17 protein-coding genes are annotated in these 20,714 nt (G+C 70.6%); 8 read left to right on the top strand and 9 right to left on the bottom strand.

What is annotated here, in order from left to right:
* Window position 1 precedes the first annotated feature (1 nt).
* On the top strand, window positions 2–925 hold the full coding sequence (locus tag LX88_RS23665) for a fumarylacetoacetate hydrolase family protein (RefSeq protein ID WP_258949995.1): 924 nt from the start codon (window positions 2–4) through the stop codon (window positions 923–925).
* A gap of 5 nt (window positions 926–930) precedes the next feature.
* Here the strand turns inward: LX88_RS23665 and LX88_RS23660 are convergent, their stop codons facing one another.
* Window positions 931–1,932 (bottom strand): LacI family DNA-binding transcriptional regulator, encoded by a 1,002-nt coding sequence (locus tag LX88_RS23660; RefSeq protein ID WP_258949994.1) that lies wholly within the window; start codon window positions 1,930–1,932, stop codon window positions 931–933.
* Between the two features lie 2 nt (window positions 1,933–1,934).
* On the bottom strand, window positions 1,935–4,568 hold the full coding sequence (locus LX88_RS23655) for a family 78 glycoside hydrolase catalytic domain (protein WP_258949993.1): 2,634 nt from the start codon (window positions 4,566–4,568) through the stop codon (window positions 1,935–1,937).
* A 166-nt stretch (window positions 4,569–4,734) separates the two neighbouring features.
* Here LX88_RS23655 and LX88_RS23650 point away from each other — a divergent pair, with 166 nt between their 5' ends.
* From LX88_RS23650 to LX88_RS23635, 4 genes are read left to right on the top strand one after another with little or no spacing between them, the layout of a single operon-like run.
* Entirely contained in the window at window positions 4,735–5,628 is an 894-nt protein-coding gene (locus tag LX88_RS23650; RefSeq protein ID WP_258949992.1) for a carbohydrate ABC transporter permease, read from the top strand.
* Window positions 5,625–6,443: a carbohydrate ABC transporter permease gene (locus LX88_RS23645; RefSeq protein ID WP_258949991.1), complete on the top strand. Its 819-nt coding sequence runs from the start codon at window positions 5,625–5,627 to the stop codon at window positions 6,441–6,443. The genes LX88_RS23650 and LX88_RS23645 overlap by 4 nt, the downstream gene beginning before the upstream one ends.
* 48 nt (window positions 6,444–6,491) lie before the next feature.
* Complete coding sequence (locus LX88_RS23640; protein ID WP_258949990.1) at window positions 6,492–7,751, top strand: ABC transporter substrate-binding protein; 1,260 nt, start codon at window positions 6,492–6,494, stop codon at window positions 7,749–7,751.
* 26 nt (window positions 7,752–7,777) lie between these two features.
* Window positions 7,778–10,210 carry a glycoside hydrolase family 3 protein gene (locus tag LX88_RS23635; protein ID WP_258949989.1) on the top strand — a complete coding sequence of 811 codons (2,433 nt, stop codon included), beginning with the start codon at window positions 7,778–7,780 and terminating at the stop codon, window positions 10,208–10,210.
* 54 nt (window positions 10,211–10,264) lie between these two features.
* Here the strand turns inward: LX88_RS23635 and LX88_RS23630 are convergent, their stop codons facing one another.
* The 5 genes from LX88_RS23630 to LX88_RS23610 all read right to left on the bottom strand — a co-directional run bounded on the left by LX88_RS23630 (window position 10,265) and on the right by LX88_RS23610 (window position 15,644).
* Entirely contained in the window at window positions 10,265–11,452 is a 1,188-nt protein-coding gene (locus tag LX88_RS23630; RefSeq protein WP_258949988.1) for a cytochrome P450, read from the bottom strand.
* A gap of 17 nt (window positions 11,453–11,469) precedes the next feature.
* The gene (locus LX88_RS23625; RefSeq protein WP_258949987.1) at window positions 11,470–12,414 is read right to left on the bottom strand and encodes a PDR/VanB family oxidoreductase; all 945 of its coding nucleotides are present in this window, start codon (window positions 12,412–12,414) and stop codon (window positions 11,470–11,472) included.
* A complete protein-coding gene (locus tag LX88_RS23620) occupies window positions 12,407–13,642 on the bottom strand; it encodes an MFS transporter (RefSeq protein WP_258949986.1) in 1,236 nt (411 codons plus the stop codon). Before LX88_RS23620 ends, LX88_RS23625 begins: the two co-directional genes overlap by 8 nt.
* Window positions 13,643–13,771: 129 nt before the next feature.
* Window positions 13,772–14,608 carry an alpha/beta fold hydrolase gene (locus tag LX88_RS23615; protein ID WP_258949985.1) on the bottom strand — a complete coding sequence of 279 codons (837 nt, stop codon included), beginning with the start codon at window positions 14,606–14,608 and terminating at the stop codon, window positions 13,772–13,774.
* A 91-nt stretch (window positions 14,609–14,699) separates the two neighbouring features.
* On the bottom strand, window positions 14,700–15,644 hold the full coding sequence (locus LX88_RS23610; protein ID WP_258949984.1) for an acyltransferase domain-containing protein: 945 nt from the start codon (window positions 15,642–15,644) through the stop codon (window positions 14,700–14,702).
* A 263-nt stretch (window positions 15,645–15,907) separates the two neighbouring features.
* Here LX88_RS23610 and LX88_RS23605 point away from each other — a divergent pair, with 263 nt between their 5' ends.
* A complete protein-coding gene (locus LX88_RS23605; protein ID WP_258949983.1) occupies window positions 15,908–17,446 on the top strand; it encodes a non-reducing end alpha-L-arabinofuranosidase family hydrolase in 1,539 nt (512 codons plus the stop codon).
* 32 nt (window positions 17,447–17,478) lie between these two features.
* Window positions 17,479–18,177: an endo-1,4-beta-xylanase XynA gene (gene xynA / locus LX88_RS23600; RefSeq protein ID WP_307790892.1), complete on the top strand. Its 699-nt coding sequence runs from the start codon at window positions 17,479–17,481 to the stop codon at window positions 18,175–18,177.
* 112 nt (window positions 18,178–18,289) lie between these two features.
* Here the strand turns inward: xynA and LX88_RS23595 are convergent, their stop codons facing one another.
* On the bottom strand, window positions 18,290–19,702 hold the full coding sequence (locus LX88_RS23595; RefSeq protein ID WP_258949982.1) for a hypothetical protein: 1,413 nt from the start codon (window positions 19,700–19,702) through the stop codon (window positions 18,290–18,292).
* Between the two features lie 16 nt (window positions 19,703–19,718).
* On the bottom strand, window positions 19,719–20,279 hold the full coding sequence (locus LX88_RS23590) for a hypothetical protein (RefSeq protein ID WP_258949981.1): 561 nt from the start codon (window positions 20,277–20,279) through the stop codon (window positions 19,719–19,721).
* A gap of 28 nt (window positions 20,280–20,307) precedes the next feature.
* Between LX88_RS23590 and LX88_RS23585 the strand changes: the two genes are divergently transcribed.
* Window positions 20,308–20,709, top strand: coding sequence for a winged helix-turn-helix transcriptional regulator (locus tag LX88_RS23585; protein ID WP_258949980.1), 402 nt, complete (start codon window positions 20,308–20,310; stop codon window positions 20,707–20,709).
* Window positions 20,710–20,714: the final 5 nt, after the last annotated feature.

Raw genomic sequence — 20,714 nt, 5'->3', positions numbered from 1 at the left:
CATGCGGTTCGCCACCTACCTCCACGACGGCCGGCAGCAGGCCGGAGTGCTGGACGACGAGCGGCTGCGTCCTCTCGGCACGGCTTCGCTGATCGACGTGCTCGGCGACCTGCCCGGTGCCGCGGCCCTCGCCGGTCCGGCGGGACCGCACGTGTCGGAGGTGCGGCTGCTCGCACCGCTCCAGCCGCCGACCGTGCGCGACTTCGTCACCTTCGAGGAGCACGTCGAAGGCATGCGCGCGGGATCCGGCGTGCCCGAGCAGTGGTACGCCGCGCCGACGTTCTACTTCGGCAACCCCTACGCCGTGATCGGCCCGCACGACGACGTGCCCGTGCCGCCCGGTTCGGAGCTGCTGGACTTCGAACTGGAGGTCGCGGCCGTCATCAGCCGCGAAGGCCGTGACCTGACGCCGGAGCAGGCCCGCGACCACATCGCCGGGTACACGATCTTCAACGACTGGTCGGCGCGCGATCTGCAGACCGCGGAGATGGCGGTCGGCCTGGGCCCGTGCAAGGGCAAGGACACCGCCACGACCCTCGGCCCCTGGCTCGTCACGCCCGACGAGCTGGAGCACCACCGCGACGCCGACGGCCTGCTGCGCCTCACGCTGACCGCCGAGGTCAACGGCCGGGTGGTGGGCTCCGACCTGCTGTCCAACATGAGCTGGACGTTCGAGGAGATGGTCGCCTACGCGTCCCGGGGCGCCGCCGTGCGTCCCGGTGACGTGCTCGGTTCCGGCACCTGCGGCAACGGAGGCTGCCTGGCCGAGCTGTGGGGCAGGGGAGCCGAGCGGCACCCGCTGCGGCCCGGCGACGTCGTCACCCTCACCGTCGAGGGCATCGGCGCCATCAGCACCACCGTGGTCCCCGGAGCGGAGGTCAAGCCCTTGCCGCGCGCTCGTCAGCGGCCGCGGACCAGGCCGTGACGGCCCTACGACGACGCGCGTTCCACCAGCTTGGGCTCGAACACCTGACGTTCGTGGCGGTGTTCGGGCCCGAGGGCGATCTCGTCGGTCAGCAGCCGTGCCGCGGCCTGGCCGAGCTCGTAACCGTCGACGTGCACGGACGTCAGCGGCACGGCGGCGGTCTCGGCGGCGTCGATGTCGTCGTAGCCGACGATCGCCAGGTCGCCGGGCACCGTCAGCCCGCCGCGCAGCGCCACCTGCATCACGCCGAGCGCGAGCAGGTCGTTGGCGCAGAACACGGCGGTCGGACGCACGCGGGACGCGAGCAGCTGCTCGGCGGCCCGGCGTCCCTGTTCGACGGTGAACGCGGCCGTCTCGACGGTGCGCAGCGCGTCGTGCGGGATCTCTGCGCGGTCGAGCGCCCGCAGACACCCCGCCCGCCGGTCGGCCGACTGCCGCATGGACAGCGGGCCGGTGACGAACGCGATGTCGCGGTGCCCCCGCCCGAGCAGGTGGGTGACGGCCTGGTCGGCCCCCACCACGTCGTCCACGGCGACGCAGCACACGTCGGGCAGGTCGGCGACGTTGTCCAGCAGCACCACGCGCAGGCCGCGCTCGCGCAGCTCGGCCAGCCACTGCGCGGTCGGGGCCACCGGGTTGATCAGCACGCCCTGCATGCGCTGCTCCGTGATCAGGTCGAGGTAGCGGCGCTCCTTGTCCGGCGAGACGTCGCTGTTGCACAGCATCAGGGCGTTGTCGAACGCCAGCACGGTGTCCTCGCACCCGCGCGCCACGTCGGTGAGGAACGGGTTGCGCACGTCGAACACGACGAGGGCGACAGCCTTGGTCCGCCCGCTGACCATCGTGCGGGCGGCGGCGTTGGGCACGAAGCCCAGCTCTTTGATGACCTTCAGGACGCGGTCGCGGGTGGCGGCCGCGACCCGGTCGGGCTTGTTGAGCACGTTGGAGACGGTGGCCGTGGAGACCCCGGCGGTCTCGGCCACGTGCTTGATGCCCACCGTCGACACCGTCAGACCTCCACCGCGGTTGTGCGAACCGGGATCGTACCCGCGCCGGGGTCCTCGTGAGCCGGGCGGCACGGCGCGGTGACGCGGTGCGCACCCGAGCTGACGTGCAGCGGCTCCCGTCCGGGCAGGTCGATCACCGCCGTGGTGCCGGCGGGAACCACCGCCTCCACGGTCAGTTCCGCGCCCTCGCGCCACCAGGCGACACGGGCACGCCCGTACGGCGTCTCGTGCTCGGCGGCGGCGTGGGTCAGGCCACCACCGGGGCGCGGCGCCACGCGGAGACGCGCGTAGCCGGGAGCGGCGGGGGACAGGCCGGCGACCGTGCGGTGCAGCCAGTCGGCGACCGAGCCGAGCGCGTAGTGGTTGAACGAGGTCATCTCGCCGGGGTTGACGGTGCCGTCGGGAAGCATGCTGTCCCAGCGCTCCCAGATCGTCGTCGCGCCCATCCCGACGGCGTACAGCCACGACGGGCACTCCCGTTGCCCGAGCAGCAGGTAGGCGTCGTCGAGGTGGCCGGAGTCCGCCAGCGCGTCGAGGACCACCGGCGTGCCCGCGAAGCCCGTGCCGATGTGGTGCCCGTCGGCGCGGACCAGCTCGGCCAGCCGCTTGCCGACCCGCTCGCGCTGGTCGTGGGGCACGAGGTCGAAGCGCAACGCCAGCGCGAGCGCGGTGGGCGTGTCGGCGCCAGGCAGATCAGCGGTGAGATAGGCGTCGGCGAACCCGGCTTTCACCCGTTCGTACAGCAGGCGGTAACGGGTGGCGTCGGCGATCTCACCCAGCAGTGCGGCGGTGTCGGCGAGCACCCGTGCCGACAGTGCCGCGTAGGCGGTCGCGACCAGGTGGGCGTCGGTGCGCGCGGCCCACGGGTCCTCCGGAGGTGCGGCCGGGTCCAGCCAGTCGCCCAGCTGCCGGCCGGCACGCCACACGCCGTCGTCGTCCAGCAGGGACTCGACGAGATCCACCCACGCCCGTGCACTGGAATACTGGTCGCGCAACGCTTTGCGGTCGCCGAACCGCTCGTACAGCACCCACGGCGTGAGCACGGCGGCGTCGCCCCAGATCGCGCCCGGCCACGCCGGGGTCCACTCGCCGGCGGGCAGCGTCGGGATCGAGGGCACGAAGAACGGCACGGTCCCGTCGGGCAGCTGGTCCGCGGCGAGGTCGGCCAGCCACGACACCAGCAGGCCCGCGCAGTCGTGCAGGAACGCCGCCGTGGGCGCGAAGACCTGGATGTCGCCGGTCCAGCCCAGGCGTTCGTCGCGTTGCGGGCAGTCCGTCGGCACGTCCAGGAAGTTGCCGCGCATGCTCCAGACCACGTTGTCGTGCAACCGTTCCAGCGCCGGGTCCGAGCAGGCGAACCAGCCCGTGCGGCGCATGTCCGTGTGGCACACCACCGCGGTCACGTCCAGCTCGCCGTCCCAACCGGACACCTCGGCGTAACGGAAGCCGTGGAAGGTGAACCGCGGCTCCCACTCTTCGGCACCGCCACGGGTCACGTACCGGTCGGTCGACACGGCGCTACGCAATGGCCGGACGCACAGTTCACCGTCCTCCAGCACTTCCGCGTGCCGCAGCACCACTTCACGCCCTGCCTCACCACGGACGCGGATCCGGAGCCGGCCGACGAGGTTCTGCCCGAAGTCCACCAGGAAACGGCCGCCGCCCTTGGCGAGGACGGAGACCGGCGGCACCAGTTCCGTGCGCCGCACGGGAGGACCAGTGGGTGCCACGAGCGTGGCGGGATTCCGCTCCACCACCTCGACCGGCTCCCACGCCGAGTCGTCGAACTCCGGTCGCGACCACCCGTCCGGTTCGGCGCGGGCGTCGAAGTGCTCACCCTCGTACAGCCCGGCGGACACCAGTCCGCCCGTGCCCGCACGCCACGAATCGTCGCTGCCCACGACCTGCCGGGAGCCGTCGGTGTACGTGATCTCCAGCTGTACCAAGGCCCCGAGCCGACCGCCGTAGATCGCACGGGTACCGCCGTTGAACCCCAGCCGGCCCCGGTACCACCCGTCGGCCAGCGCCACGCCCACCGCGTTGGGCCCCGGCCGCAACGACGCGGTCACGTCGTGGGTCTGGTAGCGAAGCCGCACGTGGTAGCTCGTCCACCCTGGCGCCAGCACGTCTTCACCCACCGGCTCACCGTTGATCAGCAGCTCGTACACGCCGTGCGCCGTGACGTACACGCGGGCTTGGGACACGGGTCCGCGCACGACGAACTCCGTCCGCAGCAGCGGCGGCCGGGAGCTGTCGGCCACGGGCGAGACCATGCGCGCCGACCAGTCCTCTGGGCGCAGCAGACCGGCCTCGATCGCGGTCGGTCCACTCCACGGGGTGCTCCGCCCGTCCTCGGCCCACACGCGCACGCGGATCGTCCGGCGGTCATGCGACCGCAGCGGTTCGGCGGGCCACGGCACGAGGTGCGACTGCGCGGAGTCGACCCGGCCCGTGCGATGGACCTGGCCAGGTCCGGAAACCTCGATCTCGTAACCAGTCTGGCGCCAGCCGCCCACGGCGTCGTCCACCGTCCACGACAGACGCGGGGCCGGCTCACCGATGCCCAGAGCGACGCGGTGGTGCTCGGCGGCCGGTGGCGACACCCTGGCGCGGGCGTGGTGGCTCTGCTCGTGCACGGCGGGGATCTCCTCGGCGTTCGACGGCGGGTGCCGGAAGAGTATGTGAAACGCTTCAATTGCTCAAACGCTTGACTGTCGTGCGGTAAGTCACCTACGTTTCGCCCACTCTTGTAAAACGTTTCAATCCTGATCTCCCTCTCAAGGACGAGAACGGATCTCCGTCATGGCAACAGCGGTCAGGCCTCGCCGTCGCGCGAAGTCGGCTCCCTGGTGGTTCATCGCGCCCGGTCTGGTGTTCTTCGCCTTCGTGGTCGTGGTGCCCAGCGTGCAGGGCGCCGGCTACGCGTTCACCGACTGGGACGGGATCAGTCCGGCCCTCGAGTTCGTCGGCCTGGACAACTTCCGCACCCTGCTGGACGACGAGTCGGCGCGTTCGGCGCTGGTGAACACGCTGCTGGTCGCCGCGGGCATCACGGTGGTGCAGAACGGGATCGGGCTGCTGCTGGCGCTCGGCGTCCACGCGCGGATCAAGAGCCGCACCGTGCTCCGAGTGTTCTTCTTCGCCCCCGCGGTCATCACGCCGGTCGTCACCGCGTACCTGTGGAAGTACCTGTACGCGCCAGAGGGCGCCATCAACGCGCTGTTCGGCGCCGTCGGCCTGCAGTCGTGGCGGCAGGACTGGCTGGGCGACCCGGACCTCGCGCTGTGGTCGGTGGTCGCGGTCGTCATCTGGCAGTTCGCGGGCTATTCGATGGTCATCTTCCTGGCCGGGCTGCAGTCGATCCCGCAGGAGGTGACCGAGGCGGCGTCACTGGACGGCGCCGGACCGGTGACGCGCTTCTGGCACGTGACCAGGCCGATGCTCGCGCCGGCCATGACGATCAACCTGATGCTGTCGGTGATCGGCGGGCTCAAGCTGTTCGACCAGGTGTGGGTGATGACGCAGGGCGGTCCGGGCGGCGCGACCGACACGTTGTCGACCGTCATCTACCGCCAGGCGTTCTCGTTCAACGACTTCGCGTACAGCATCGCGCTCGCCCTCGTGCTCACGGCGCTGGTCGCGGTGATCAGTTCCGTGCAGTACCGCGGGCTCAACCGGCGGGAGCGTGCCCTGTGAACCGCTACACCTGGCGCACCGCGGGCCTGGAGGCCGTGATGATCGCCGCCGCGACGGTGTTCGCCTTCCCGATCTACGTGCTGGTGTCGCTGTCGCTGAGGCAACCGGGGGACCAGAGCTCCCCGCTCGTGCTGTCGTCCCCGACGCTGGCCAACTACGGGGACGCCTGGCAGCAGGCCGGGCTCGGCACCGCGCTGCTCACCAGCGCGTTCATCACGATCACGAGCGTGGCGCTGGTCGTCGTCCTGTCGGCGCTGGCCGCGTACCCGTTGGCGCGCAGCACCCGCACGTGGTCGAAGGCGGTGTTCCTGCTGTTCATGCTGGGGCTGCTGCTGCCTTTCCAGCTCGCCCTGATCCCGCTGTACCAGACCATGCGCGACCTCGGGCTGCTCGGGAACCCGGTGGCGCTGGTCCTGTTCTACACGGGGCTGCAGATGCCCTTCTCGGTCTTCCTCTACACCGGTTTCCTGCGCGCGCTGGACCCCGGTTACGAGGAGGCGGCGCTGATCGACGGCTGCGGACCGCTGCGAGCGTTCTTCTCCGTGGTGCTGCCGCTGATGCGGCCCGTCACGGGCACGGTCGTCATCCTCAACGCCATCTTCGTCTGGAACGACTTCCTCACCCCGCTGCTGTACCTCAGCGGCACCGAGCAGCAGACCGTCCCGGTCGCCCTCTTCGGCTTCGTCGGTCAGTACGTGTCCCAGTGGCCCATGGTCTTCGCGGGCCTCGTCATCGGGATCGCCCCGGTGCTGCTCGTCTACCTCGCGATGCAGAAACGCGTCATCCAGGGGTTCGCCGGCGGCCTGAAGGGCTGAGGCCGCCTCCCGCTCCACCACCCACCAGGTCACACACGGAGTACAACGATGTCCTCGTCCAGTCGTGCGCTGGTTGCCGCGATCGCCACAACCGCGCTGCTGTTGTCCGCCTGCGGGTCCGGTTCGTCCACATCGGACCCCAACACCCTGAAGGTGGCCGCCAACGCCACCGACCGCGCCTCGATGGACGCGGTGGTCGCCGCGTTCGAGCAGGAGAACCCCGGCGTCACCGTCAACGTCACCTACGCGGACACCGACCAGCTGCAGAGCACCCTGCGCACCCAGCTGTCCTCGGGCACTGGGCCCGACGTCTTCACCGTGTGGCCCGGCAACGGCAACCCCGGCGCGCTCCAGGTCCTCCAGCCCGCCGGCTACCTCGCCGACCTCAGCGGGCGCTCGTTCGCCGCGAACGTTCCCGCCGGTGCCCGCCCGGTCACCCAGACCGGCGGCAAGACCTACCTCGTTCCCGCCAACTACAGCGGCATCGGGCTCATCTACACCCAGAAGGCCATGACCGAGATCGGCGGTCAGGAACCGAAGACCTGGGACGAGCTGATCGCCCTGTGCGGCAAGGCCCGCGCCAAGGGCAAGGTGCTGCTGTCGCTGGGCAACCAGACACCGTGGGTGACGCAGCTCGTGACCTACGCGCTGGTCGCCACGACGACCTACGCCGACGACCCCGAGTTCGCGCAGAAGATGAGCGACGGCAAGGCGAAGTTCGCGGACTCCGGCTGGAAGACGGCGCTGGAGAAGTACCTGGAGCTCCAGAACGCCCAGTGCTTCAGCGACCAGCCGCTCGGCACCAGCTACGAGACCTCGCTCAAGGACGTCGCCCAGGGCCGTGCGGTCGGCGTCGTCCAGGTCGCCAGCAGCCTGGCCGCGGTACGCAAGGAAGCAGGTGAGGGCACCGAACTCCGCATGGCCGCCCTGCCCGCGGGCAACGACCCGGCCAAGACCCGCATGCCCGGTGCCGTGTCCGGCGCCTACGGGGTGAACGCCAAGAGCGGCAACGCCGATCTCGCGCTGAAGTTCGCCGACTTCCTCGGCTCGGAGAACGGTCAGAACCTCTACAACGAGAAGGGTGGCACCCTGCCCGCCATCCCCAACGCGAGCTTCCAGGCCGACCCCGCCCTGGTCGCGCTCGACCAGCACCTGCGCAACGGCACCACGGTCCCGTTCATGGACCAGCTGTGGCCCAACCCGAAGGTGCAGCAGGAGCACTTCAACCAGGTCCAGAAGCTCTTCTCCGGCAGCGCGGAGGTCGGCGACGTCCTCTCCGCACTCGACAAGGCCTATGCCGCCAAGTGATCGTCACCCTCCCCTGAAAGGTTGACATGGATCGTCGAAGCTTCATCTCAGCCACCGCCCTGACCGCACTGACCACGCTCGTCACCACCGGGACACCGGCGGCCGCGGCCGGCTCCCGGGCAGACCGGCTCCTGTCCCGCATGACCCCGGCGCAGAAGATCGCGCTGCTCCGCTGCGACTTCGCCGCGGTGGCCGGGCTCGGCGTCCCGGCACTGAGCATCGCCGACGCCTCCGCCGGACTCCGCGGCGAAACCGGCGTCACGGCGTTCCCCGTGCCGCTGGCGCAGGCGGCCACGTTCGACCCCGCGCTCGTCGGCCGGATGGCGTCGGCCATCGCGGCCGAGGGCCGTGGCAAGGGGTTCAACACCCTGCTCGCCCCGACCGCGGACATCACCCGCAGCTGGCACTTCGGCCGCCAGTCGGAGGGGTTCGGTGAGGACCCGCACCTGTCCGGCGCACTGGCCACGGCCGCCGCCGGCGCGTTGCAGCGCGGCAGGACCTTGCCCGTGCTCAAGCACTTCGGCGCCTACACGCAGGAGCTCGACCGGTTCGTGGTCGACGTCCAGGTCGGCGAACGCGCGTTGCACGAGGTCTACCACGCGCCGTTCCGCGCCGCGGTCGAGTCCGTGCCGCTGGCCTCGGTGATGATCGCCTACCCGAAGATCAACGGCACATATGCCACGCAGAACCCGCAGTTGTTCGACGACCTGAAACGCCTTGCGGGGCTGCAGGGACCCACGGTTCCCGACTTCTGGGCGGGCGATGACCAGATCGCCGCCGCGAGGGCCGGGATGGACCTCGCGGGACTCGGCCCCGGCGGCGTCAAGGTGTCCGCCGACGACCTCGCCCGCAACGTCCCGCCGGCACGGATCGACGACGCCGCACGGCGCATCCTGTCCGCCATGTTCGCCGCCGGGCTGTTCGACACCGCGCTGCCCGCGCCGTCGCCTGTGGTCACCACGCCCGCCCACCAGGCCCTGGCACACGACATCGCCGTGCACTCGACGGTTCTGCTGGCGAACCGCGGAGTCCTGCCGTTGGCGTCCTCGGTGAAGTCCCTCGCCGTGATCGGTGTCGCTGACGGCGGGGCGATCACCGGGGTGTCCGGCTCCACCTACGTCGACCCCGGCGCGTGGACGCCGCCGTTGCAGGCGATCCGCGACCGTGCCGGGTCCGCGGTGGCGGTGACGACGTCGCCGGGAACCGTGGGCGACGTGCCGTTGCCCGTAGTGCCCGCCGCCGCGTTGCCCGGTGGCCTGACCGGTTCCTTCTACGCCGGGGCGACCCCCACCGGAACCCCGGTCGCCACTCAGCGGACCCCGGTCCTGGACTTCGGCCAGCCACCGGTCGCGGGACTTCCGGCGGTCTGGTCGGCTCGGTGGACCGGCACGCTGACCCCGTCGACGACGGGCCTGCACCGCTTCTCGCTCCTCGCGTCCGGCACGGCGAAACTGGTGGTGGACGGCAGGACGGTGATCTCGGGGACTCGGCACCTCCGCCGCTTCTTCCTCGGGCCCGCCGACTACCCGTTGCAGGGCGTCGTCAGCCTCACCGCGGGACGCCCGGCCGGCATCACCATCGAGTACACCAACGCCACCGCGGAGCCCGGGAACAGCGGGCTGACGTTCGGCTGGCAACCCGACTCGCTCATCCCCGCCGCCGTGAGCACGGCGAAGGCCGCCCACGCCGCCGTCGTCGTGGTCAACCGCGTCGCCGGCGAGGACATGGACCACACCACGCTTTCCCTGCCCGGCGACCAGAACGAGCTCATCGCCGCCGTGGCCGCGGCCAACCCGAACACGGTGGTCGTGCTCAACACCGACGGCCCGGTGGCCATGCCGTGGCTGAACTCGGTGCGCGCCGTCGTGCAGTCCTGGTACGGCGGCCGCGGGTGGGGCACGGCGCTGGCGTCCGTGTTGTTCGGCGACTCCGACCCGGCAGGCCGCCTGCCGCTCACCTTCCCCGCCTCGGAGGCGCAGGGACCGGCCGTGTCCGCTTCGTCGTACCCCGGCGTGAACAAGGTGGTCCGGTTCAGCGAAGGCGTGCACGTCGGTCACCGCTTCTACGACCGCATCGGGCAGGAGCCGCTGTTCCCGTTCGGGCACGGCCTGTCCTACACGACCTTCGGCGTCGGTGAGCTCACCACGTCGTGGGCGAACGGCACCCTGACCGTTCAGGCGACGGTGACGAACACCGGCACTCGCACCGGCTGGCAGGTCGTCCAGTTCTACGCGGCGCTGCCCGTGTCCGCCGACGCGGAGGTGCGCCGGCTCGTCGGGTTCCGCAAGATCGCGCTGGCACCGGGGCAGCGGACGCAGGTCTCGGTCACCGTTGCGGCGCAGGCGTTGTCGGTGTGGAACCCCACCACGGACAGCTGGAACCTCGAGCCGGGGCTCTACACCGTCTCGGCGGGCTTCTCGTCGCGCAACCTGCCCGTGCGCCGCACGATCACCCTGTAGTCAACACGAAACAGGGCCGGTGCCTTTGGCACCGGCCCTGTTTTATGCGGGGTTCTATGCGAGCCGAACGCGTAGTGGAAGCGATTCCCACGCGCGCAACGTGTTGTTGTGGTGCCGCTTAGCCGGCCCCGCGATCTCGATCCGGTCCACCCGCTTCGCCAGCGCCGTCAGCAGGGCGGAAGCCTCCAGGCGTGCGACGTGCTGCCCCACGCACTGGTGCAGGCCCATGCCGAACCCGACGTGGCCGGAAGGATCACGAGCCAGGTCGAACACGTCGGGGTCGTGCCACCGCCGAGGGTCCCGGTTCGCGGCACCCAGGAACATGAGGACCTTCTTGCCCTCCGGAACGGTGACGCCGGCGATCTCGACGTCCGCGGTGGCGGTCCGGAAGAACGTCTGCACCGGCGACTCCCACCGCACGGCCTCGTCGAAGGCCACCTTCGCCAGGGCCGGGTCGGCGCGCAGCCGCTGCCACTGGTCCGGGTGGGTGGCGAACGCGTAGAGGACCGCGGCCAGCCCGTGCACCGTGGTGTCGACGCCCGCCGAGAGCAGCGAGCGCACCACCAGCGGGGCTTGCTCGCCGGTGATGTCGCCGCGGTCCGCGGCTGCCCAGATCGCGGCGCCGAAACCGTTGCCGCTCAGCACGTCGCGGGCGCACTGGGCGTCGACCCAGGTGGACAACGCGCCGATTCCTTCGGTGCCCCGGGCGACGAGATCGTTGTGCGGGCCGAAGGCGTTGAACAGGTGGTCGCCGTACGGGAGCAGGTTCTCCCTGCCCTCGACGGGAATGCCCACCGCGTCCGGGAAGACCCGCAACGGGAACGCCTGCGCCAGCCGGGTGATCGCGTCGAACTCGCGCTCGGCCAGCACCTCGTCGACCAGCCCCTCGGCATCGGCGAACCAGGCCTGGTGGAGCTTGCGCAGTGCTCTGGGGCCGAGGACCTTCTCCAGGACGGCACGCGGAGCGTCGTGGTGCGGGGGATCGGCTTCCAGCAACAGACTCGGCGGACGCCAGGGCTTCTCCCAGCGGAAGTTGCTCAGGCCGACGCCCGCCGCCGACTGGAAGCCCTGCCAGTCGCGCAGGACGGCGTGGACCTGTTCATACCGCCCGAGGGCGTACGCGTCGCAGGAACTGAGGTGAACGACCGGCCCCGCCTCGCGCAACTGCCGCTGGAAGGGAAGCGGGTCCTCCAGCACCTCCGGCGAGAACGGGTCCACTTCGGACACGGGAAGGGTGAGCACGACAGCCTCCTGGGGGTTCACGCGTCGAGGACGAGCCGGCCCGAACCGCTCCTGGACACGCACGGGAACAGGCAGTCGGCCGCCGCGCGCTCGGAGTCGTCCAAAATGGAGTCGCGGTGTTCCGGCCGGCCTTCGATGACAGCGGTCTCGCACGTGCCGCAAGTCCCTTGACGGCAAGACGACAACACGGTGGCGCCCACGGCGTTGATGGCGTCGAGCACCGACTGCCGTGGTGTCACCACGACCGTGACACCGGTCCGGCGGAGCTCGACCTCGAACGGTTCGTCGCGTGCGGCAGAGGTTTCCGCGGCGGGCACGAACCGTTCGGTGCGCACCTGGCCCGCCGGGTAGCCGGCGGTCAGCCGTTGCAGGGCTTCGAGCAGGGGAGCGGGCCCGCAGCAGTAGATCTGGGTGTCCGGTCCCGGCGGAGGCAGGTGCGCGGGCAGGTCCAGCAGACCGAGCTCGTCCTGCGGGACCACGGTGACGCGGTCACCGTGACCGGCCAGCTCGTCGCGGAACGCCATGCTGCCGAGGTTTCGTCCGCCGTAGAGCAGGTGCCAGCCGACGCCGAGCAGCGCCGCCTGGTGGATCATCGGCAGCAGTGGCGTGATGCCGATGCCGCCCGCTATGAACAGGTAGCTCGGTGCAGGCGCGAGCCGGAAGTTGTTGCGGGGCGCGCTCGCGGCCATGCGGTCACCGCACCGGAGCCGGTCGTGGACGAACGCCGAACCGCCGCGCCCGGACGGTTCCCGCAGGACCGCGACGCGATAGCTGCCGCTGTCCCAGCGGTCACCGCACAGCGAGTACTGCCGGACCATCCCGTTGGGCAGCACCAGGTCGAGGTGCGCGCCCGGAGACCAGTCCGGCAGCCGGCGCCCTTCGGGATGCCGAAGGGTCAGCGCGGTGACGCCGTGCGCCACCGCGGACTTCTCCGTCACGACCAGGTCGATCAGATCACCCATCGGCCAGCACCGGCTTCGCGTCGGTCGACTTCACCGCTCTGGTGATCACGGAGAGGAGGACCGAGAGCGCACCGATCACCAGCAGCGCGGAGGAGAGGCCGCTGACCGCCGCGGACAGCGCCAGCACCACGAGAGGACACACGAACTGCCCGATGAACAGCGCCGCCGTCCACAGGCCCGACGCGCGAGGGCGTTGCGCGAAGGTGAGCCGGCCCAGTGCCCAGGTGACCAGTGCGGGCAGCAGCAGCCCGTTCCCGAACCCGGTGACGGCGGCGCCCACGACGACCACCGGAGTGCTCGGCGCGAACGCGAGCACGGCCAGTCCGATCCCGGACAGGAGGAACGCGAGCGTCACGGTCACCCCGGGCCCCCGGTGCGCCAGCGGGGTGAACAGGAACGCGCCGGCGGCCGTGGCGAGCGACGCCAGCGCGCTGATCATGCCGATGGCGGCGGTGGACACGACACCGACACCGCTCAGCACGTACGGCAGCTCGACGATCAGCGTGTAGAACACCAGGCCTCCCACCAGCGTCACGCCGATGGGCGCTGCCAGCAGCCGCCACGCGAGCGCGACCCTCCCGGCGCGGTCCTGGCGGTCGGCGGGCTCCCAGAGGTACCGGACCGCCATCACGGCGAGCGGCAGACTCGCGACGTAGAGCCAGAACGGCGTCCGCCAGCCCTGGCCGCCGAGCAGCCCGCCCAGCGCGAAGAACAGCGTGGCCGCGACGGTCGTGTACACGGTCTGCAACCCGAAGTACCGCTGCCGCTGCTTGCCGTGGAAGTAGTCCGCGAGCAACGTCGTGCAGCACGTCATGATGGCGGCCTCGGCGACCCCGACGAGGACCCGGCTGGCCACCACCAGCTCCAGCGTGGGCAGCCACAGCGGCGCGGTGCCGAAGATCCCGTACGCGACGAGCCCGGCGACCAGCAGCCTCTTGCGCCCGGTCCGTTCCACGACCCGGCCCGCGAAGGGAGCGGTCAGCCCGATGACGAGCGCGGGCGCGGTCAGGACGATCGGAGCGAGCGCCGAAGCCCCCGGCGTCGAGGCGAACGCCTGCTGGATGGCCGGCAGCACCGGTGCGAGCAGCACCGACCCGAGCACCGGCAGGCAGCTCGCGAGAAGCAGGACCAGAGCTTGGGAACGTCCCGCGGGCCGCTCGCCGTCGGTGAGCAGGCTGCCGCCGGGACGTCTGCCCGGCTTCTCAGGACGTGAGGCTCGTTGCGACACAGGCGTCTCCGGTCAGGTGCACCTGCCGATCTCCGATGACCGGCAACAGTGGCCCTAGTTTTGGTGCGCCGGGACGCCGTGCGGAAATCACTAATCCTGACTGCCGGTATCCATCGCGTGGATGGACCTCTAGGCGCGGGTCAGCGTCTCCGCCAGGAACGGCAGGGCGAGCGCGAGGACCTCGTCGGGCGTCTGCACGTGCGGGTAGTGCCCGGCTCCCTCGATGACCGCCAGCTCACCGCGTCCCCGCGGCAGGTCGGCGATGATCTTCTCGCCCTCGGCGCGCGGGTCGGCCCAGTCGGGGTCGGCGGTGCCCATGACGACCAGGACCGGGCAGGGGACGTTGGCCAGCTGCGTGCCGGCGTCGGCCGGGCTGGTCTTGCACATGGCCTGCAGGGCCTTCATCCGGTCGGGTTCGCGCAGCTTGGACTCGATGCGGGCGAGCTCGGCGTCCCAGTCGGCGGGCTTGGCCGGAACCGCCAGGTCGAGGTAGCGCTTCCAGCTGTCCAGGCTTCCCGCGAGCAGGACCTTCAGGAGCTGCGTGTAGCCCGCGCGGAAGCGCTTGACGCGCAACATGCCCCCGAGGTCGACGGACTGCGCGCGCGTGAACGGCGCGAGCTCGACGACGCCGGTGATCACGTCGGGTGCGGTGGCGGCCGCGATGGTCGCGGCACCGCCGCTGATCGACTGCCCGATGACCACGGCGGGCCCGCCGAGGTGGCGGACGACGGCGACCAGGTCACCCGCGATGTCCGTGCGGCTGTACCCGCTCCACTCGGCGCTCGAGTCGCCGCAACCGCGGATGTCGACGTTCGCGACCCGGTACCCCTTCGCGGCCAGGAGCGGGGCGAGGAAGCGGTAGGAGTGGCGGCTGTCGCCGATGCCGTGCGCCAGCACGACGAGCGGCCCCTGCCCGGTCACGTCGTAGGCGATGGTGCCGCCGTCGATGTTCAGGTACTCGGTCATGCCGTCCTCCGAAACAAAAGCTAATGTCGTTAGCTAGAGGCTAAGGGTATTAGCTAGCTGGTGTCAACGAGGGCGGAGACCGAGGGCGCCGCTAGATCGGGAACTGACCGCTGCGCCAGTGCCAGTGGCGGCCCGCCCGCAGGTGGTCGACGACGGCGCGCTGGAGCAGCGTGTCGCGCGGCAGCCGGTCGAGCGGCGTGCTCAGGGTGCGGAACACGAACCGCCGCACCTCGACGTCGGCGTCCAGTCCTTCCGGCTCCTCGTAGGGCTCCAGTTCGAACCGTTGCTGGAACCGGATGATGTTGGAGTCCGCCGGCAGGTACTCCCGCAGTTGCGGGTCGAGCAGCCACGAGCCGCAGGAGAACGCCGTGTAGTGCTCGCCGGGGAAGTGGCGGGGGAAGAACGCGCGGGCCTCGTCGAGTGACGCCGTGACCGCTTCCGGGGTCATCGGGCCTGAATCGGGAACGTGCAGGGAAATGGCGGTGCCGCCGCGGTGGTGCTGCAGGCGGCCGAGTTCGTAGACGGCTCCGCGCGCGTGCAGCGTGAGCCAGCTCTGCATGACCGGCCAGCCCTCGCCGTGCATCCGCCTGTCGACCGCGAGGTTGCGGCCGATGTCCGCGAGGGTCGTCCACGACACGGCGTCGGCGATGCCGTGCTCGCGGTGGTACCTCGTGACGACGCCGGCCAGGGCCAGGTACGCGTACACGTAGAGGTGCCGCCAGGCCGGGCCGCGGTCGCGCGGCAGCTCCGGGCCGGGGGACAACCACTGGTGGCCGCCGAGATCGGCCTGGACCAGGGCGATCGAGCGGTCCAGCAGCCAGCGCAGCTCGGGTGTCCACAGTGGAGAGTCGGCGTCGGGCCAGCCCGCCATGACCTCCGCGGCGTCGTCCGGCCGCACGGCGAGCCGTTCGAGGATCGCGGGCGCGTCGGCCTTGGCGGGCAGCGGGGCGGACGGCCGGTCACCGGCGAGCCGGTGCACGCGGTCGACCTCCTCGACGGGAACGCCGAGCCGGGCGGCGGTGTCCTCCGGATCCACGAGGACGACCCTACCGGCCCGTGCGGTTCGAATGCGCTCAAAGAATTCGTCTTTTTTAGCAACCAACAATGCGCGGCATCGGCCAGTCGAACGCATTCGACTCTTCTTGACCGCGCGGAGATCATCCCTCACAGTTGTTGCAGGCGGCCATATCCGCCGTAATGACATCTCTGTCACGTAATGGTTGTCGCTCTGAACGGGTGTGAAAGACCGCTCGGCGCAAACGGTCTTTCAGATGCCGCCCGCTCGCGATCCTCACCTCGATGAAGAGGAGCACGCCCATGGCCGGATCAGGCCACCCCTCCACCCCCGCCCCCCGCGCCCGCAGACGACGTGCGGCCGGCATCACCGCCGCCGTGGCCGTCCTGCTCGGCGGTCTGGTGGCGGCCTTCAGCGCGGCGCCCGTGTCGGCGGCGACCGTCGACACCACCGCCTGGTACGTCCTGGTCAACCGAAACAGCGGCAAGGCCCTGGACGTCTACAACCTCGCCACGAACGACGGCGCGCGCATCACGCAGTGGGCCCGCAACGACGGCAACCAGCAGCAGTGGCAGTTCGTCGACTCCGGCGGCGGCTACTACCGGCTGAAGTCACGCTTGTCGGGCAAGGTCCTCGACGTCCACAACTTCTCCACCGCCGACGGCGGCGCCATCGTCCAGTGGGCCGACTCCAACGGCACCAACCAGCAGTTCCGCCTCGCCGACTCCGACGGCGGGAACGTGCGGCTGGTCAACCGCAACAGCAACAAGGCCGTGGAGGTCCAGGGCGGTTCCACCGCCGATGGCGGCAACGTCGTGCAGTACAGCGACTGGGGCGGCACCAACCAGCAGTGGCAGCTCGTCCGCGTCGGCGGCGGGACGGGCCCGACCACCACGACGAGCAACCCGCCCGGCGGGTGCTCGCTCCCGTCGACCTACCGCTGGTCGTCCACGGGCCCGCTGGCACAGCCGAAGCAGGGCTGGGTGTCGCTCAAGGACTTCACCCACGTCATGCACAACGGCAAGCACATCGTTTACGCCACCACGCACGACACGGGAACGACGTGGGGCTCGATGAACTTCGGGGCGTTCACGAACTGGTCCGACATGGCCTCCGCCAGTCAGAACGGCATGAACAGCGGCGCGGTCGCGTCCACGCTGTTCTACTTCGCACCGAAGAACATCTGGGTGCTCACCTACCAGTGGGGACCGACCGCCTTCAGCTACCGGACGTCGAACGACCCCACGAACGCGAACGGGTGGTCGCCGGCGCAGACGCTCTTCACGGGGTCCATTCCCAACTCCGGCACGGGCCCGATCGACCAGACGCTCATCGGCGACGGCACGAACATGTACCTGTTCTTCGCCGGTGACAACGGCAAGATCTACCGCGCCACCATGCCGATCGGGAACTTTCCCGGCAGCTTCGGCTCGTCCTGGACGCAGATCATGAGCGACACGACGGCGAACCTGTTCGAGGGCGTCGAGGTCTACAAGGTCCAGGGCCAGAACCAGTACCTCATGATCGTCGAGGCGATGGGCTCCGGCGGGCGCTACTTCCGCTCGTTCACGTCCAGCAGCCTGAGCGGCTCGTGGACGCCGCAGGCCGCCACCGAGAGCAACCCGTTCGCCGGCAAGGCCAACAGCGGTGCCACCTGGACCAACGACATCAGCCACGGCGACCTGATCCGCGCCAACCCCGACCAGACGAAGACCATCGACCCCTGCAACCTGCAGTTCCTCTACCAGGGCCGCAACCCGAACTCCGGCGGCGACTACGGCCTGCTGCCGTACCGGCCGGGTCTGCTGACGCTGCAACGCTGACCGCCGGCCTCGATGAGTGAGGAGTACCGAACATGGCTGAATCCAGTTCCCGCCCGCGAAGTCGCAAACGCGGCCGCACGGCACTGCTCGTCAGCGGTGCCTGCACCGCGCTGGTCATGGCGCTGACACCGGTCGTCGCCGGCGCCGACGTGGGCATCGCCGCCACGTGCTCGAGCCAGACGGGCAACAACGGCGGTTACTACTACTCGTTCTGGACCGACGGTGGCGGCAGGGTCTGCATGGACTTCGGGTCCGGCGGCAACTACAGCACCTCGTGGAGCAACGTCGGCAACTTCGTCGGCGGCAAGGGCTGGAGCAACGGTTCACGGCGGACCGTGAACTACTCCGGCAGCTTCAACCCCTCCGGCAACGCGTACCTGACGCTGTACGGCTGGACGTCGAACCCGCTCGTCGAGTACTACATCGTCGACAACTGGGGGAACTACCGGCCCACCGGCACCCACAAGGGCACCGTCACCACCGACGGCGGCACATACGACATCTACCAGACGATGCGGTACAACGCGCCTTCGGTGGAGGGCGACAACAAGACGTTCCCGCAGTTCTGGAGCGTCCGGCAGCAGAAGCGCACGGGTGGGTCCATCACCACCGGGAACCACTTCGACGCGTGGGGCCGCGCCAACATGCGGCTCGGCAACTTCAGCTACTACATGATCATGGCGACCGAGGGGTACCGCAGCAGTGGCAACTCCAACATCACCGTGAGGTGAGCGCCGCCGGATGACGATCCTCCTCCGCCGCCCGTGTCGCGCCGCGACGCTGCCGGGCGGTGGGGGAGGAGCCGGCCACCTCCACGACGGAGCCGGCCGGCTGGAGAGCCGATCAGTGGTCGTACATGGTCTCCAGCGCCGTGCGGCGGGCGGCGACGTCGTCGGCGTCGTCACCGAAGACGATCAGGTGCAGCGTGGTCTGGTTGATCGGGTTGTCGGTGCGGCGGGTGTCGTGGCCGCCGGTGACGAGCAGCCCTCCGCGCAGCAGTGCGGGCCTCAGCGCGGCCAGCAGCGCGGAGATGGGGGCGGAGGTGGTGAGCTTCGTCGACTCCGACGGGCGGTCCAGGTCGTCGGGGCGGATGGTGTGCAGCGCCAGCAGGGGGATGGACCCGCTGGTGATGCGGAAGTTCAGGTCGAGCATGACCATTCTGCCGTCGTGGGTCTGGGCGCAGTCGAGGCTGCACATGCCGCGATAGCCGACGTCGGCGGCGCGCTGGGCGATCGCCAGGCATTCGGTGAGCAGGTCGGCGGGGAGCGGGACGACCAGTCCGAAACGGCCGCCGGTGTAGACGCCGTCGGCGTCGATGCGCTGGTCGGTCACGGCGAGCAGGCGGGCCTGGCCGTCGGCGGCGACGTAGAGCTGCACGCCCCAGTTGCGGTGGATGTTCAGGTACTCCTCGACGACGACCTCGCTGAGGATGTCGGTGAACGCGGGCAGGTTCACCGGCTCCCCGGCGCGGTGCAGGTAGACGTCGAGGCTGGCGCCGTGGGCGGCGTTGGTGGCGGCCTTGAGGACCCAGGACTTCTCGGCGGGGGCGGCCAGGGCGAGCTCGTCGGTCGTGACGATCTGGCGGCGGGCCTGGAAGCGCGGGTCGACGAACGTGCTGATGCTGGCCTTGTTGTTGAGGTAGCCGACGAGCTCGGCGCTCTTCACGGAGCGTTCGTCCGGGTACAGGCTGGTGGGCTGCGGGTACTCCATGGACAGGAGCAGGCCGTCGCTGAGCGCCTCGGTGACGCGCAGGGCGAACTCGGCTTCGCTGCGGAACTCGCGCGCGTCGGTGCCGACCGGCAGGCCGCCGTCGCGCATCGCGGCGATCAGGTTGGGTTCGGTGCCGCCCGCGCTGCAGATGACCGGGGTGCCGGCGGCGATGGCGAGGGGACGGGCGGACAGTACGTCGCGGGTGTTGCGGTGCCTGCTCGACGGCACAGTCGGTTCCTGGGCGGGGCGCGCGCAGACGGCGATGTCGGGGCCGTAGATGTCGGTGAGGGTCCGGGGGGCGGCCGGGGTCGGCGTGAGCGCGGAGGCGGTGATGGGAGATCTCCCTCGTGGGGTGGTGCCTGTACCCGGTCCTGGGCGTGGAGTGGTGCGAACTGACCGGGAGCGGTGAAACGCGCCTGGATGAGGCGGCGTCCGCTCCGGGGTGAAGACGCCCGCGGGTGTGGACCCGAGGCGGGCGTACATGTCCACTGTCTCACGTTTTGCGAGGTCCGGGGTGATGGCGGCGGTGAGGGGGTCGCGGTGCACGTGCGGACGGCTGCCATCAGCGGTTCCGGCGGTCGATCGCGATCCAGTTGGTCTCCCACGTCGCTCCGCCGTCGCCGGAGAACGCCTGCTCGAACCTGGCCTGGTCGGGTCCCTGGCGGAAGACGAGGAAACGCACCTCGATCGGTCGGCCGCCGAGCTGGTCGTCGCCGAGGAACTCGCCCACGCCGTCGCGGAACCCGCCGAAGACCGCCGGTGTGAGGACGCCGTCGCGCATGCTCGCGAAGTTCAGGCTCCACCGGTCGGCCTGCGGTTCGTACAGCCGCAGGTTCAGGCCCTCGACGCGCCCGGCCGGGCCGGCGATCTTCAGCTCGACGACGTTCGCGCGCCGATCCATCAACGGGCGCACGACACTGGTCCCGCTGAACTGGAGCCATTCGTCGGCGGACTCCGACAACGGCTCGGCGAGCACGCGCACGGTGGTGCGCCAGCTGCCGATCTCCCAGTCGAAGTCGTACTGGCCGCCGGTGGTCCGCGAGGCGTTCCCGGAGGCGGCGGTCGCGGCCACCAGTGCGACGGAGAGGACCGCGACGAGGATTCGCTTGTGTGGCAGGGTCATGGCCTGACTATCGGAGCGGAGTGCGGCCATGGACAAGAAGGCACCTCCCGGTAACCCCTCGCGCCCCAACCCGTTGCCCGGCTGCCCGATGGCCGCCGCCTTCGCCGCGATAGGCGGGAAGTGGAAGCTGACCCTGCTCTACTGGCTCGCCCACGGCGAGACCCACTTCGCCGGCCTGCGCCGCCGCGCCGTCCCGATCACGCCCAAGGTGCTGGCCGGGCAACTGCGCGAGCTGGAGGCCGACGGACTCGTCGAACGCGTGGAGACCGGACCGGTGCCCGCGCCCGTCCTCTACCGGCTCACGCCTTACGGGGCAACGGTTCTGCCCGTCGTCGAAGGCGTGAGGGTGTGGGGTGAGGCCCACCTGCGGCGCTCATCGGACGAGGTCTCTCCGGCGGTCCCGATGAGCTGCGCCGACCGCATCGCCTGAACCCG

Source organism: Lentzea californiensis (genome assembly GCF_024648825.1).
Taxonomy (GTDB): Bacteria; Actinomycetota; Actinomycetes; order Mycobacteriales; family Pseudonocardiaceae; genus Lentzea; species Lentzea californiensis.
The sequence above is the reverse complement of the archived record's forward strand: the minus strand, read 5'-3'. Positions and strand labels throughout refer to the sequence as shown.

Excerpts from the sequence above, each read along its gene's own strand:
- LX88_RS23665 (WP_258949995.1), top strand. The coding sequence starts at position 2 with ATGCGGTTCGCCACCTACCTCCACGACGGCCGGCAGCAGGCCGGAGTG.
- LX88_RS23650 (WP_258949992.1), top strand. The coding sequence starts at position 4,735 with ATGGCAACAGCGGTCAGGCCTCGCCGTCGCGCGAAGTCGGCTCCCTGG.
- LX88_RS23640 (WP_258949990.1), top strand. The coding sequence starts at position 6,492 with ATGTCCTCGTCCAGTCGTGCGCTGGTTGCCGCGATCGCCACAACCGCG.
- LX88_RS23635 (WP_258949989.1), top strand. The coding sequence starts at position 7,778 with ATGGATCGTCGAAGCTTCATCTCAGCCACCGCCCTGACCGCACTGACC.
- LX88_RS23625 (WP_258949987.1), bottom strand. The coding sequence starts at position 12,414 with ATGGGTGATCTGATCGACCTGGTCGTGACGGAGAAGTCCGCGGTGGCG.
- LX88_RS23615 (WP_258949985.1), bottom strand. The coding sequence starts at position 14,608 with ATGACCGAGTACCTGAACATCGACGGCGGCACCATCGCCTACGACGTG.
- LX88_RS23605 (WP_258949983.1), top strand. The coding sequence starts at position 15,908 with ATGAAGAGGAGCACGCCCATGGCCGGATCAGGCCACCCCTCCACCCCC.
- xynA (WP_307790892.1), top strand. The coding sequence starts at position 17,479 with ATGGCTGAATCCAGTTCCCGCCCGCGAAGTCGCAAACGCGGCCGCACG.
- LX88_RS23590 (WP_258949981.1), bottom strand. The coding sequence starts at position 20,279 with ATGACCCTGCCACACAAGCGAATCCTCGTCGCGGTCCTCTCCGTCGCA.
- LX88_RS23585 (WP_258949980.1), top strand. The coding sequence starts at position 20,308 with ATGGACAAGAAGGCACCTCCCGGTAACCCCTCGCGCCCCAACCCGTTG.